At 43.3% G+C, this 14,126-nt stretch carries 10 protein-coding genes and 1 riboswitch; of the genes, 5 read left to right on the plus strand and 5 right to left on the minus strand.

The genetic code is table 11. The features are described 5' to 3' along the window. Window positions 1-350 precede the first annotated feature (350 nt). Complete coding sequence (locus H6G14_RS00005) at window positions 351-1,340, plus strand: protochlorophyllide reductase (RefSeq protein ID WP_190565125.1); 990 nt, start codon at window positions 351-353, stop codon at window positions 1,338-1,340. A 141-nt stretch (window positions 1,341-1,481) separates the two neighbouring features. Here the strand turns inward: H6G14_RS00005 and dnaK are convergent, their stop codons facing one another. Beyond that, complete coding sequence (dnaK, locus tag H6G14_RS00010; protein WP_190565126.1) at window positions 1,482-3,383, minus strand: molecular chaperone DnaK; 1,902 nt, start codon at window positions 3,381-3,383, stop codon at window positions 1,482-1,484. Window positions 3,384-4,059: 676 nt separating this feature from the next. Between dnaK and H6G14_RS00015 the strand changes: the two genes are divergently transcribed. Beyond that, entirely contained in the window at window positions 4,060-6,573 is a 2,514-nt protein-coding gene (locus H6G14_RS00015) for a U32 family peptidase (RefSeq protein WP_190565127.1), read from the plus strand. Window positions 6,574-6,816: 243 nt separating this feature from the next. On the opposite strand, the gene H6G14_RS00020 is transcribed toward H6G14_RS00015, so the two are convergent. Beyond that, window positions 6,817-7,515: a YdcF family protein gene (locus H6G14_RS00020; protein ID WP_190565128.1), complete on the minus strand. Its 699-nt coding sequence runs from the start codon at window positions 7,513-7,515 to the stop codon at window positions 6,817-6,819. 323 nt (window positions 7,516-7,838) lie between these two features. On the opposite strand from H6G14_RS00020, the gene ctpB reads away from it, so the two are divergent. Continuing rightward, on the plus strand, window positions 7,839-9,176 hold the full coding sequence (ctpB, locus tag H6G14_RS00025; RefSeq protein ID WP_190565129.1) for a carboxyl-terminal processing protease CtpB: 1,338 nt from the start codon (window positions 7,839-7,841) through the stop codon (window positions 9,174-9,176). 181 nt (window positions 9,177-9,357) lie between these two features. After that, window positions 9,358-10,569, plus strand: coding sequence for an RNA-guided endonuclease InsQ/TnpB family protein (locus H6G14_RS00030; RefSeq protein ID WP_190565130.1), 1,212 nt, complete (start codon window positions 9,358-9,360; stop codon window positions 10,567-10,569). 1 nt (window position 10,570) lies between these two features. Here the strand turns inward: H6G14_RS00030 and H6G14_RS00035 are convergent, their stop codons facing one another. Further along, window positions 10,571-10,807: a hypothetical protein gene (locus H6G14_RS00035; protein ID WP_190565131.1), complete on the minus strand. Its 237-nt coding sequence runs from the start codon at window positions 10,805-10,807 to the stop codon at window positions 10,571-10,573. 598 nt (window positions 10,808-11,405) lie between these two features. Between H6G14_RS00035 and H6G14_RS00040 the strand changes: the two genes are divergently transcribed. Next, the gene (locus tag H6G14_RS00040) at window positions 11,406-12,407 is read left to right on the plus strand and encodes a cyanophycin synthetase (RefSeq protein WP_190565132.1); all 1,002 of its coding nucleotides are present in this window, start codon (window positions 11,406-11,408) and stop codon (window positions 12,405-12,407) included. A gap of 36 nt (window positions 12,408-12,443) precedes the next feature. Here the strand turns inward: H6G14_RS00040 and H6G14_RS00045 are convergent, their stop codons facing one another. Next, complete coding sequence (locus H6G14_RS00045; protein ID WP_190565133.1) at window positions 12,444-13,181, minus strand: cobalt-precorrin-6A reductase; 738 nt, start codon at window positions 13,179-13,181, stop codon at window positions 12,444-12,446. Window positions 13,182-13,472: 291 nt separating this feature from the next. Then, window positions 13,473-13,865, minus strand: a complete 393-nt coding sequence (locus H6G14_RS00050) for a DUF1636 domain-containing protein (RefSeq protein WP_011317143.1) — start codon at window positions 13,863-13,865, stop codon at window positions 13,473-13,475. An 18-nt stretch (window positions 13,866-13,883) separates the two neighbouring features. Beyond that, window positions 13,884-14,059, minus strand: a riboswitch (cobalamin riboswitch). Between the last annotated feature and the right edge of the window lie 67 nt (window positions 14,060-14,126).

Genomic DNA, 14,126 nt, shown 5'->3' on the forward strand with positions numbered 1-14,126 from the left:
CCCAAGTTATTGTGTTGTTACAATGCTTTTTCGTTCCATATTTTATCTGCTAAAAATTTTAATGATAATGATAATCGAAAAGAGGGGGGAGGAGGCGAGCGACGCTCGCCTCCTCCCCCTCCCCACCACATGATTATCATTTTTATTTAGATAAGTTTAAGTATTTTAGCTCATTGACAAAATACACTTTAATCTAACCCCTCACGAGTGGATTTATTAAGTAATTTGAACCAAAAGTTAAGATTGATGTGACTCTATGTAACAGTCAGTAATCAACCAATCAGAGGTAGCAACTCCTTAAGGTAAGATCCTGAAAATAGGAAAAGGCGATTACATAGAGTCTTAAGACAATGGCACAGGATCGAAAATCAACAGTTATAGTCACTGGAGCTTCTTCTGGGGTTGGTTTGTACGCTGCAAAAGCCCTTGCTAAAAGAGGATGGCACGTCGTCATGGCTTGCCGCAATTTAGAGAAAGCAGAACAAGCCGCGCAAGAAGTCGGCATCCCCAAGGATAGCTACACCATCATACATATTGACTTAGGCTCATTGGATAGTGTGCGCCAATTTGTCAATGACTTTAGAGCTACTGGCAAATCCTTAGACGCTTTATTGTGCAATGCTGCCATTTATATGCCCTTAATCAAGGAGCCTTTACGCAGCCCAGAAGGTTACGAATTGACTATGACCACCAATCACCTTGGTCATTTTCTGCTGTGTAAGCTGATGCTTGAAGATTTGCAGAAGTCATCGGCTGTGGATAAACGACTTGTGATTTTAGGCACTGTCACCCACAACCCAGACGAACTAGGTGGTAAAATTCCCCCACGCCCAGACTTGGGTAATTTGGAAGGGTTTGCCCAAGGTTTTAAACCACCAATTTCTATGATTGACGGCAAGAAATTTGAACCAGTGAAGGCTTACAAAGACAGCAAAGTTTGTAACGTCCTCACCATGCGGGAACTGCATCGCCGTTATCACGAATCCACCGGCATTACCTTCACTTCCCTTTATCCCGGTTGTGTGGCCGAAACACCACTATTCCGCAACCACTATCCCCTATTCCAGAAAATCTTCCCCCTATTCCAGAAGTACATTACTGGTGGATACGTATCCCAAGAGTTGGCAGGAGAAAGGGTTGCAGATGTAATTGCTGCACCTGAGTATAAACAATCTGGTGCTTATTGGAGTTGGGGAAATCGTCAAAAGAAAGATGGTAAGTCTTTTGTACAAAAGGTTTCTCCCCAAGCTCGTGATGACGAAAAAGCCGAACGCCTATGGGATTTGAGCGAAAAGCTAGTCGGACTGGAGTCACAAAAGCCAGTTGCACTCAATAGTTAGTAATTTGTGTTGGTTGTTGAAGGTTGACAGTCAACGGTCAACTGTTAACAGGCCTCATAAAAAAAATTCCCACCCAAACATCGATTTGGGTGGGTGATATTGAGTAGGTACAAATTAATGTACCTTAAATCATTACCAAGATTATTTAGTCTCTGTAAAATCAGCGTCAATTACATCATCACCACCATCAGATGAAGTAGTACCGCCATCTTGAGGAGCCGCACCAGGCGCAGCACCGCCACCAGCTTGTTGATAGATGTTGCTACCAACTGCGAACAATGCTTGTTGCAATTCTGGGGTCAGCTTTTTGATTTGCTCGTCGTCTTCCTTAGCAATGGCTTCCCGCAGGTCTTTCACTAAACCTTCAACTTTGGTTTTATCAGCTTCGGGGACTTTATCGCCCAATTCTTGTAGCTGCTTCTCAGCTTGGTATGCCAAAGAATCGGCTTGGTTTTTACGCTCAATTTTTTCCCGACGTTCTTTGTCAGATGAAGCGTTTTGTTCCGCTTCTCTCACCATGCGGTCAATGTCAGTTTTATCCAGAGTGGAAGCACCAGTAATACTGATGGACTGTTCCTTACCAGTACCTTTGTCCTTAGCGGTGACGTTCAGGATACCGTTAGCATCAATGTCGAACACGACTTCGATTTGGGGAACACCCCGTGGTGCTGGAGGAATACCATCGAGGCGGAAGGTTCCCAAGCTCTTGTTATCGTTCGCAAATTCTCGTTCACCTTGGAGGACGTGAATTTCCACGTTGGTTTGACCATCCACGGCTGTAGAGAAGACTTCAGATTTCTTGGTGGGAATTGTGGTGTTACGAGGAATAATTTTTGTCATTACACCACCCAAGGTTTCTACACCCAAGGACAATGGTGTTACATCTAACAACAAGATACCTGTGACTTCACCACCCAGTACACCTGCTTGAATCGCTGCACCAACTGCTACAACTTCATCAGGGTTAACAGTTTGGTTTGGTTCTTTACCTAGCAGATTCTTAACAAGTTGTTGTACCGCAGGGATACGGGTAGAACCACCAACTAAGACCACTTCGTCAATATTGTCTTTCTTAAGTTTGGCATCCCGTAGCGCCTGTTCCACAGGAATACGACAACGGTCAATCAAGTCGGCACAAAGTTCTTCAAACTTAGCGCGAGTCAGGGTCATATCCAGGTGTTTGGGGCCGTCCTGGGTAGCGGTGATGAATGGTAGGTTGATTTCTGCTTGGGTTACGCTGGAAAGCTCAATCTTGGCTTTCTCTGCTGCTTCAGTTAAGCGTTGCAGTGCTTGTTTGTCTTTGCGGAGGTCAATACCTTCGTCTTTTCTGAACTGTTCAGCGAGGAAATCAACGATTTTTTTATCAAAGTCGTCACCACCAAGGTGGGTATCACCAGAAGTAGCCAATACTTCAAATACGCCGTCGCCTACTTCTAGGACGGATACGTCGAATGTACCGCCACCAAGGTCAAATACAAGGATGGTTTCATTGCTCTTTTTATCAAAACCGTAAGCCAAGGAAGCGGCTGTTGGTTCGTTGATAATCCGCATGACTTCAATACCAGCAATCTTACCAGCGTCTTTGGTAGCTTGACGTTGGGAGTCATTGAAGTATGCGGGAACGGTAATTACCGCTTGGGTTACAGTTTCACCAAGATATTTACTAGCATCTTCCACTAGTTTGCGGAGAACCTTGGCAGAAATTTCTTCAGGAGCAAATTGTTTACCGGCTCCAGGAGAGTCCACCTTAACGTTACCGCCACTGCTGAGAACTTTGTAGGAAACTTCTGTAGCTTCGTTTGTTACTTCGTCGTAGCGACGACCAATAAAGCGCTTAACAGAATAGAAAGTGTTTTCGGGGTTCATCACCGCTTGACGCTTGGCGATTTGTCCTACTAGGGTGTCGCCATTTTTAGCAAATGCTACTACCGAAGGTGTGGTGCGGAAACCTTCTGCGTTGGCAATAACTGTGGGTTTACCACCTTCCATTACTGCGACGCAGGAGTTAGTTGTTCCTAAGTCAATTCCAACTACTTTTGCCATTTTAGGTGCTGGCTCCGTATAACTACAAATGAATGGGAATATAAAGGGCTTAATTTTTGAACTAACTAGTGAAAAAAGCAGTCAGTTCAGTATCCATAACCGTTGATTTGGTCTTCCTGGGTGGGAAACTTCAAGTTATGCTGATATATATACTGAAGCTCAGGGATCGCCAGTCCATGAAGGGTGGTTTCCCGAACCTTGAATGGGACGGTTAATTTTAAAAGTTGTTTTTAGCTGGTTCATGGATTAAACTGCTGTCACTCTGTCTAATTTATGAGAATTAATACTTTGAGTAATTAGGGTCAACCGTAAAGTTAATGTGGTGTTTGCCGTCTTCAGAGATAAATAACTCTGGTTTGCCTAAGATTAACTAGGCAATAAATGTAGTGCACTCCCCTAATTACGTTAAGTTACTGATATAAATACACCATTGGTAATTGCTGATTCTCTTCCAGTCGCCAGTTTTTCTTAGATAAAATTAACGCGGTGTGCAACTTTCGCTCAAACCTAACCCCCAACCCCTTCCCTGCGAGGGAAGGGGAGTAAGATTCAAAGCCTCTCTCCGCTTGCCTAACGGCAGGCTAACGCCAACGGGGAGAGGTTTGGAGAGGGGTTTCAAAAATAAGTCGCACATCGCGTAAATTACTATGGTGATACATAACCTTTGCCAAACTTGATGAAAAGCGCTGACAGACAAAATCCCCAATCCTCCTTTCCACGTCCTGACATCCTCGCACCGGCTGGTAACTGGGAATGTGCTAAAGCTGCTGTAGAAAATGGGGCAGATGCGATTTATTTTGGTTTGGATAGGTTTAACGCCAGAATGCGGGCGCAAAATTTTACTGAGGCAGATTTACCGGAATTAATGGCATTTCTGCACCTGCGGGGTGTAAAAGGTTATGTCACCGTCAATACACTGATTTTTCCCCAAGAATTAGCCCAAGCGCAGCAATATCTCCGCACAATTATTGCTGCTGGTGTGGATGCGGTGATTGTGCAGGATGTGGGTATTTGTCGGCTTATCCGTCATTTGTCACCGGATTTTCCCATTCACGCTTCCACACAAATGACCATCACTAGCCCTGCTGGCGTGGAATTTGCCAAGTCTCTTGGTTGTGAATTGGTAGTACTAGCCCGTGAATGTTCTCTTGCGGAAATTAACAAGATTCAACAGCAGATTGCACAAAGGTCTGCTTCCCTACCCCTAGAAGTTTTTGTTCACGGGGCTTTGTGTGTAGCCTATTCTGGTCAATGTTTGACTAGTGAAGCCTTGGGGGGACGTTCTGCCAATCGTGGTGAGTGCGCCCAGGCTTGCCGAATGCCCTATGAATTAACTGTTGATGGGGAAATTATAGATTTAGGCGATCGCAAATATTTACTTAGCCCCCAAGATTTAGCAGGATTGGACATCTTACCTGATTTGGTCAAGTCAGGAGTGACAAGTCTCAAAATTGAAGGGCGGTTAAAAGCACCAGAGTATGTGGCTAATGTTACCCGTGTCTATCGACAAGCATTAGATCGGGTGATAGGACACTCACAAAGGGATAATGTATCACACCAAGAACGCTACGACTTAGAAATGGCTTTTTCTCGTGGACTTTACACGGGTTGGTTTCAGGGAATTAACAATCAAGAACTAGTTCACGCCAGATTTGGCAAGAAGCGAGGAGTTTACTTAGGTGAAGTTAGCCGCATTCGTAACGAAGAGGTGACAATTAAATTAGCGGCACCTGTGAAGCCAGGGGATGGTGTAGTGTTTGACTGTGGTCATCCAGAGGCGAAAGAAGAAGGCGGTCGAGTCTATGGGGTAGTGCAGAAAGGTAAAGAAGTTGTATTAAGTTTTGGTCAAGGTAATGTGAACTTCCGCCGCGTTCATGTGGGAGATAAACTGTGGAAAACTAGCGACCCAGAACTTGATAAACAATTGCGCCAAAGCTTTGCTGGAGATAACCCCCAATTTCAACGTCCCATAGACTGGGAAATTCATGGGGAAATTGGTCAGCCATTGATAGCGATCGCCCGCGATGAACTTGGTAACATTGTACAAGTAGAATCAGCAATTTCACTAGTCCCAGCCCACACCAAACCCTTAGATACAGAACGTCTACAAGAACAATTTGGTCGTCTAGGTAACACACCATTCCGTTTAGGAACTCTCACCAATCACCTCAGTGGTGCTGTCATGGTTCCCGTCAGTGAGTTAAATCGGATGCGGCGAGAAGTTGTGACTCAATTGGAAGAGTTACGCAGTCAACCCAAACGCTGGCAACTACGTAGTCATGTTTCTTTCCAAGACCTCCTCCCTCCCCTATCTCCCCCATCCCCTCAATCCCCCTCCCTCATTGTTTTAGTCCGCAACCTCAAGCAACTCCAAGCCGCCTTACAAACTGGTGTCGAAACCCTATACTGCGAATTTGAAGATCCCCGCACCTATAAAGAAGCAGTAAAATTAGTACATGAGGTAAGGCTAGAATCCGCCTCTCCCCAAATCTTCGTCGCTCCTCCCCGCATTACCAAACCAGGCGAAAACTGGATTTTACAGCAAGTCCGCGCCGCCAAAGCTGATGGTTATCTCATACGCAACTACGACCAGTTAGAATTTTTTGCAGGCGATATTTGCATTGGTGATTTTTCGCTGAATGTTGCCAACCCCTTAACCGCAGGCTACTTTAAACAAAACTTTGCTTTGGAAAGGTTGACAGCATCCTATGATTTAAATATCAATCAACTAGAAAACTTACTTACCAGTTGCCCAGCCCAATGGTTTGAGGTAACCATCCATCAACATATACCGATGTTCCACATGGAGCATTGTGTATTTTGCGCTTTTCTCTCAGAAGGAACTGACTATACCAATTGTGGCAGACCTTGCGAAAAACATGAAGTAAAATTGCGCGATCGCGTGGGTAGTGAACACGTCCTACAAGCAGACGCAGGCTGCCGTAATACTGTATTTAACGGCACAGCCCAAACCGGAGCCGAATACGTACAGCGTTTGATCAGCTTGGGTTTACGTCACTTCCGCCTTGAGTTTGTCAATGAAACACCTGAACAAGTGACTAAAACAATACAGCGTTATCATCAATTACTAGCAGGTGAAATTACAGGTTCTCAACTGTGGCGAGAGTTGAAATTACAAAATCAGCTAGGTGTAACTCGCGGCCCCTTGGGTGTAGCAGCACTGCGATGAAATGCTTGCTGGGAGAGGAAAAGAATCCGCCACTAAAATTCATAAAAGCGGAGTCCTCCCTGTGGGACTCTACGCGAACGTGGGTGGTCGAGGTTGCTCACCCCGCCAATGCAGGTAATAGGTAATGGTAGTCCAATTACCTATTACCCATTACCCATTACCAGATTCCTCATCCCCTTGTGGGTGGCTGTATTTAATTTTGAATTTTGAATTTTGAATTTTGAATTTTGAATTGTTAACCTCTCACATCCTCAAGTCCCCTTGATATTCACACTTAAAACCTCGACTTTGCCAAGTTGACATATTTACTTTGCTCAGTTGCATAACTTTTGGACATTGGGGCTGAATGATTTGACTCAAGCCAGCCCATAATATACTACGAGTGACATCTAACCCTGTTTTGATCCAAGACTCCCGATTACCAGGAACACCAGTTTCTTTAACCACCTCAACTTCTACCCAAATACCACGAGCGCCTAAAAGAATCTGTGCCATCCATTTAGCTCTTGGTAAATGAGTGGGTGAAGTAATTAGTCTGACTTTATGTACTCCCCAACGTTTTAATATCGGTACTCCATAGTAGAAATTTTCAAAGGTGGAATTAGCACATTTTTCCAGCCAAACATTAGACAAATCTGCTACCTCACGCTCAAAAATTAGCTTGATACATGGATCTGGAGAACCTTGGGAAATTAAAATGGGAATTTGTGGATATTGTTTGGCTATTTGGGCAATATAAATTTCCCGTCTAATACTACCGCCAAGGACAAAGAAGGCATCTGGAGGCTGAGAAGAAGCAAAAACTAGGGTTATAGTGGTGATGATTAGCCAACTGCCAAGCACCAGACATAAAACCCCCACAAGTTTTTGTATTAAGCGCCACTTTTTCCTTATGTCTTCTGTTGTAGGGACTGATAAATTTCTGTTGAATTTGCGCCTCATGACACAAGATAAAAAAGCTTGGTTAGTTAAGCTGAAAAGACCAGCAATTCTCTGATAGAAGTGCTATCTTAGGAAATTAATATGGGGTGTAAAGATGACAGTAACAAAACTGTCACACTATTGTCACACTGCTAGATTAGACTAGCTAAGAAACTCAAAGAAATAGTAATGATTGTTAATAAATTAATGCAAAATATTAGCATAATTTAAAGGGGAGAATTAATGAGGGGAGTGTAGCTAAAAATTGAGTATAAAAACTTAAAACTTTACCGAAAGTCTGATTGCTAAACTGTCAAAATCACAATAAATCCCTGCTGATATACATGAACTCATCTGCGAAACATCACTCGCTGCTCCAGGTTGCTATGATTGGAGGAGCGATCGCTACAACAGCAACTGTATCTGTATTTGGCCCGGCTTGGACTCGTAGCGTTCGTGCCGCTTTACAAGACAGTCCTAAAGCGGTAGTAGACCAAGTATGGCAATTAGTAAACAACGAATATGTTGATGGTAAGTTTAATCAACAAGATTGGCTGGCAGTTAGAAAAAGTTTATTAAGCAAAGATTATTCATCTAAAGAAGAAGCTTACGTGGCGATTCGGGAAGCCCTACAAAGGCTGAACGATCCATATACCAGGTTTATGGACCCCAAGCAGTTTGAAGTCCTTACCAGTCAAACATCTGGGGAAGTATCTGGTATAGGTATCCGCATGGAGTTAAACGAAACAACCAAGCGGCTGACTGTTTTAGAAGCCATAGAAAACTCTCCAGCCTTGAAAGCTGGGATTAAAGCAGGTGATGAAATCCTAGCCATTGACGGCAAACCCACTCAGCAAATGAAAGTGGATGATGCCTCTAAATTAATTCGCGGTAAAGAAGGCACAGCTATTACTTTACGTCTAGGACGTACTGGAAACAGCGCCTTTGATTTGAAGCTCACCAGAGCCAAAATAGAAGTCCCAACCGTTGCGTATAACCTCAAGCAAGAAGGTAGCAGACGGGTTGGTTACATTCGCTTACGGGAGTTTAGCGCCCACGCCGCCGAGCAAATGGCACGAGCTATCCGCAATTTAAACGGTCAAAAAGTAGATTCTTACGTGTTAGATTTGCGGGGAAACCCTGGTGGTTTATTGCAGGCGAGTATTGAAATTGCTCGGATGTGGTTAGATGATGGTGGCATTGTCCGCACCGTTAACCGTCAGGGATTTAACGAAGATACAAAAGCTAACCGGACTGCCTTAACAAAACTCCCCCTAGCAGTATTGGTAGATGGTAACTCAGCTAGCGCCAGTGAGATTCTGACAGGTGCGCTCAAGGATAATAAACGAGCTGTAGTAATTGGTGGTCAAACCTTCGGCAAAGCTTTAGTCCAGTCAGTCCATGAATTACCAGATGGTTCAGGTTTGGCCGTGACGATCGCTCACTACTATACTCCCAACGGTACAGACATCAACCATAAAGGTATTACACCAGATATCAAACTGGAGTTAACCGACGCACAGGAACGCCAACTAGCCACCAATCCCAAACTAATTGGGACTCAAAACGATCCGCAATATGCCCGTGCGATCGCTGTATTATCTGGCAATACCTTTGCTCGTCCTCCCCTCAATCAAAGCAATCAACCAATGAGTCTGGGTGCGAATGAGTTGAAGTTTTAAAAATCTGTTCTATGAGTGATTAGTTACCAGGTGTTCATTAGATTCTCCGGGAAACCGCATCCCCTTGTGGGTACGGAGGGATAGGAGCGTCGATGGAGTGGGGTTCGATGCCCCCGAAATCGACACACAATCTTTGCAACTCACAGATAACCTCTCTGATATATGAAGGTATAATGTGTGTATGCAAAGAACGATTCGCATCCAACTCAAACCCGACATTGAAACTGATTCGGTGCTGTCTCAAACGATTGAGCAATACACTTGGTCGTTTAATGCTGTTTGCAAGCATGGATGGAAAAACGACTTGGCAAATGGCGTGGAGTTGCACAAGGCAACCTACTACGACCATCGGGCTATTACTGGTTTGCCTTCTCAACTGGTCTGTGCTGCTAGAGTCAAAGCAACCGAGGCTTTGAAATCGGCTAAGAGCCTGAAGAAGAAGGGCAAGACGGTTAGTTGTCCAATCTCGAAACGTTGCCCAATTCGGTACGACGCTCGGTCTTACACGGCTTGGTTTGACCGTTCTGAGTTGTCGATTCTCAGTATCAACGGACGGGTAAAACTGTCCTTTGAAATCGCTGAATACTATCGGCAATATCTGGCCTGGAAAAACACCAGTGCGGACTTGCTGCAAGACCGCAAGGGTTGTTGGTGGCTGCACGTTGTCATGGAGATTGAAACTCCTCAAGCCAGTGTTACTGACGAGGTTGTAGGTGTGGATTTGGGTATCGCTTCTCCGGCTGTGGATAGCAGAGGAAGCAAGTATGGTTCTGGCCATTGGAAGAAAATAGAAGACAAAACATTTGAGTTGCATCGTAGACTGCAAAGCAAAGGCACGAAATCTGCCAAGGGACATCTGAAAAAGTTGTCGGGCAGACAGAGACGGTTCCGCAAAGATTGTGACCATGTGCTGAGTAAGCGACTGGCTCGGTCTGTTGAGTCTGGTGCAACATTGGTTTTTGAAGACCTCACAAATATTCGCGGTAGAGCCAAGATGAGAAAGGCTCAACGCCGTAGATTGCATGGATGGAGCTTCGCTCAATTCCAAGCATTCGTGACCTACAAAGCTGAAGCTAGAGGCGTGAATGTGGGCTTCGTTGATCCGCGCTACACCTCCCAGAAATGCAGCCAATGTGGACATATTGAGCGAGGAAATCGCCCGTCTCAGGCTGAATTTCGGTGTAAGAAGTGTGGGTATGAGCGCCATGCGGATTACAACGCAGCGATAAATATTAGAGCAGAAGGAATCAGAATGCTAAAGGCGGAAGGTTCAGCCGTCTCTGCTGTAGGAGGGGAGATAAGACCAAAGCTTGGGCGAAAGTCTAAGTTGCGGCACTCCCCTGTGAGTACAGAAGCCGACACTGTACTTGGTACTCCAAGTCAGTGTGGGTAGTTCACATAGCTGCTTCTTCACGTTGACAGTCAAAAACAATCATAAAGGAAGCATTCGGTATAACTTGGCGTAGATGCTGTATGTAACCATCTGCATCAGAACGACTGCGAAAGCGAGCCACAATCTCACGTTGTGTATCCGGAAGTAACCGCGCAATAGCCCAAGAATTTAAACGTTGTTTATAGGCGATTGGCTGAGTTTCAGAGTTTGTTGTTGTGTATTCAGTGTTTTGTGGCATGATTGTCTTAACCGTATAAAGTTTCAGTAAGGTGTTAGTAAATATCTGAGCAGAGATTTACTAACTCTTTTTTTATGATCTGCCACCTTGTTATTCGATTATTTAAAAATTGTCAACACTGAGTGCTACATTTTAGACCTAACTTAAGTTATGAATTGTAGTCGTCTTCTAGTTGTAAATCAGCAAGAGACTGGCTTCGCTACAGATTATTGACTCCAGTCGTTTAGCAGCGATCGCCATCTATGAGAAAGCAAACTCACGCTTAAAATTAAATTTAGTAAATTCTCATTGCTGTAGTTCCTGGTATCATTTCTTCAGATAAACTTAATATTAGTATTTATTTAAAATATTTTGTATTAAATCTTACAAAAATTTCTAAAAACTTTAGTATATATTCTGTCTTTGTGTTATATGGTATATAAGTATTTGATAAATATCAAATCTTGCTTAAATTGCTTTAGATAATTTCTTAACATTTACATAAACTTTCCAGATAAATCGCCAAACAATTGAATTTAGTATTTATTAGTTTTTATCTTGACCAAGATTGAGATGTTAGTTAAAATTCCTGCATTAAATTATACTTTTGGACTAAAAAATGCCATTAGTCACGTCAATAATTCAGAAGATAGCACCCCAAATAGGTGCGGTTGTTGTGGTAGATCCAGAATATGAATTAGTGGGGCATATTACATTTAAGAATGGAAAAAAATCATTTTTTAGTACGACGAAATTAAATATTAACGGTTTTGGTTCCGCAGAAATAGCAAAAGATAAGGGTTATTCAAAATTCTTCCTTAAACATTTTGGTTATCATGTGACTGAAGGGCAAACCTTTTTTAGTCATAAATTTTGTAAAAAAATAGGTAATGAAAGAGATATTGATGCTGGATTTGAATATGCTAAATTTATTGGATTTCCAGTAATTATTAAACCCATTAATTTAAGCCAAGGAAAATTAGTTACAAAAGTTCATAATAAAACGGAATATTATCAAGTATCAAAAAAAATATTTCGAGCTAATGCAGGATTGATTATTGAGAGATTTTATCTCGGTAAAGATTACAGAATTGTGGTGATAGATGACGAAATAATAGCGGCATATCAAAGGCTGCCTCTATCAGTAATTGGAGATGGAAAATCAAATGTTACAGAATTGATACAGCGTAAACAAGATGGTTTTATCCAAAATTTGGGAAAAAAAATTATTGATGTTGATGATTTTCGGATTAAACGCAAGTTGCAGAAGCAAAGCCTCAACTTAAACAGTGTGATTCCCAACGGTAAGGTAGTGTATCTTTTAGATAATGCCAATTTATCTAGTGGTGGTGAAGCAGTGGATGTTACGGACAATATTCATCCCGACTTTCAGAAATTGGCTTTAAACGTCACAAAAGATATGGGATTACGATTAATGGGTTTGGATATAATCACTCAAGATATTACCAGACCAATGGTGGATTATGTGATTATTGAAGTTAATGGTTCTCCTGGCCTGACACATTATGCTTCCATTGGAGATATTCAAACTAAGAGAGTGGAAGATTTATATCTCAAAGTTTTGAAAGCATTGGAAACGGAGTACAACAGCGAAAATTAAGTAGCCGTGATGAACGGCATATGCCAGAACTTATGGTTACAACTTTTCTAGTAGCCAGGCTACCGCCGTATCAGTATCTGTCACTTGTTCACCGTTTGGTACGACTGGACGATTGACCATGACAACTTGTACGCCTAGTTCTCTTGCTGCAACAATCTTGGCATAGGTGGCATCACCGCCACTATTTTTACTAACTAAAGTATCAATATTATGTTGAATGAGGATGTCTCTTTCTTGGGGTAGGGTAAAGGGGCCGCGATCGCACAATATCACCCCAGGCGGAACTAAAGCATCAGCAGCAGGAGGATCGATCATCCGCATGAGAAACCAAATATCATGTAGATGAGCGAAGGCGGAGAGTTCTTGTCTACCAACAGTTAAAAATACTCTTTTGGCTTGATTTTTCAAAATAGCGGCGGCGGCGCTTGTAGTATCAACTTCTATCCAGCGATCGCCTGCTACTTTCACCCAGGGAGGACGGATTAACATCAAACGTGGTATCCCCACCTCATCAGCCGCCAGCGCCGCATTCTCAGAAATTTGTGAAGCAAAAGGGTGAGTAGCGTCAATTAATAAATCAACCTGCATTTGACGCAGATACTCAGCTAATCCAGGCGCACCACCAAAACCCCCCACACGGACGTTACCAGATGGGAGAGAAGGTTCACGGGTGCGACCGGCTAAAGATGCGATCGCTTCAATACCGGGAATAGTGGCAACTTTGGCACTGAGTTCGGCTGCATCTCCGGTTCCACCCAGAATTAAAAGGCGCATCTTAACAAGTAAAAAGTAAAAAGTAAAAAGATAATCCCCATAAATAAAGCGCAAAGTCAGAGTGCCGGCTTCCGGCGAACTGAACTTTGCAAGATCGAGGATTTATAATGAACGCCTTATTTCTCGCGCTATGCGTCTCGAAATAAATGTTTCTATTTCGTTGCATAAATGAATTTAGGGCGAAGTCAGAGCGCCGGAAACCAGCGATCTGAACTTCGTAAGAGAGGGGCTTATGACCATTGTTCTTTTTCTTTCTTTTGCCTTTTAGCTTTTAACTTTTGCCTTATTTGGTCAGGTGGGAATCCTGGCGAGAATGCCTTTTTTCAAAGGTTCGGGACGTTCTGACCAAGGCAGTAAACCATCTGCTTTATCGTAGTATTTACTAGCACATTCCAATACCGCAGAGGCATGATCATCTACAGCTAGATCACCAAATAAATAGGTCAATTTACCTTTGCCTGTAAAAGCTACAACACAAGAACGGTTGCAAGCACTCATACATTCAACTTCTCGGATCGGGAATTTATCCCGTAACTCCCACTCTTGTGCTAGCTGTTGGAGTTGATTTAAAAGTTTTTGACCGCCGCTTTCACCTACGCGTTTACCATCTTGCCAGACACTAGCGCAGGTTTTGCAGACAAAGAGTGTGTGTTCTGCCACACTCAAGGAATTATCAGTAGTCATCCGTACCTCGCAGATGTTGAGAATCGTCAATTTCGGCGGGCATTCTGGCTGGGAAAGTTACAAGAGTTTTCTTTCCTTCACAGTTGCGGGACAGCGCCGGACTTACACCGTTCACCTACGAAAGATTGCAGGTATACTTTCCCCGTTACCTCTGGTGACTGCTCCCCACCAGAACCGAATATTTACTTAATGGTAACATCTAGGACTTAAGCATGAAAACGAAAAATCAAGGGTTTGGAGAAGGGTGTAGGGGTATGAATC

It is taken from the genome of Nostoc parmelioides FACHB-3921 (assembly GCF_014696625.1).
Taxonomy (GTDB): Bacteria; Cyanobacteriota; Cyanobacteriia; order Cyanobacteriales; family Nostocaceae; genus Trichormus; species Trichormus parmelioides.

What these genes read in the sequence shown, in the direction of transcription:
- H6G14_RS00005 (WP_190565125.1), top strand. Translation starts at nt 351, where the DNA reads ATGGCACAGGATCGAAAATCAACAGTTATAGTCACTGGAGCTTCTTCT.
- dnaK (WP_190565126.1), bottom strand. Translation starts at nt 3,383, where the DNA reads ATGGCAAAAGTAGTTGGAATTGACTTAGGAACAACTAACTCCTGCGTC.
- H6G14_RS00015 (WP_190565127.1), top strand. Translation starts at nt 4,060, where the DNA reads ATGAAAAGCGCTGACAGACAAAATCCCCAATCCTCCTTTCCACGTCCT.
- H6G14_RS00020 (WP_190565128.1), bottom strand. Translation starts at nt 7,515, where the DNA reads ATGAGGCGCAAATTCAACAGAAATTTATCAGTCCCTACAACAGAAGAC.
- ctpB (WP_190565129.1), top strand. Translation starts at nt 7,839, where the DNA reads ATGAACTCATCTGCGAAACATCACTCGCTGCTCCAGGTTGCTATGATT.
- H6G14_RS00030 (WP_190565130.1), top strand. Translation starts at nt 9,358, where the DNA reads ATGCAAAGAACGATTCGCATCCAACTCAAACCCGACATTGAAACTGAT.
- H6G14_RS00035 (WP_190565131.1), bottom strand. Translation starts at nt 10,807, where the DNA reads ATGCCACAAAACACTGAATACACAACAACAAACTCTGAAACTCAGCCA.
- H6G14_RS00040 (WP_190565132.1), top strand. Translation starts at nt 11,406, where the DNA reads ATGCCATTAGTCACGTCAATAATTCAGAAGATAGCACCCCAAATAGGT.
- H6G14_RS00045 (WP_190565133.1), bottom strand. Translation starts at nt 13,181, where the DNA reads ATGCGCCTTTTAATTCTGGGTGGAACCGGAGATGCAGCCGAACTCAGT.
- H6G14_RS00050 (WP_011317143.1), bottom strand. Translation starts at nt 13,865, where the DNA reads ATGACTACTGATAATTCCTTGAGTGTGGCAGAACACACACTCTTTGTC.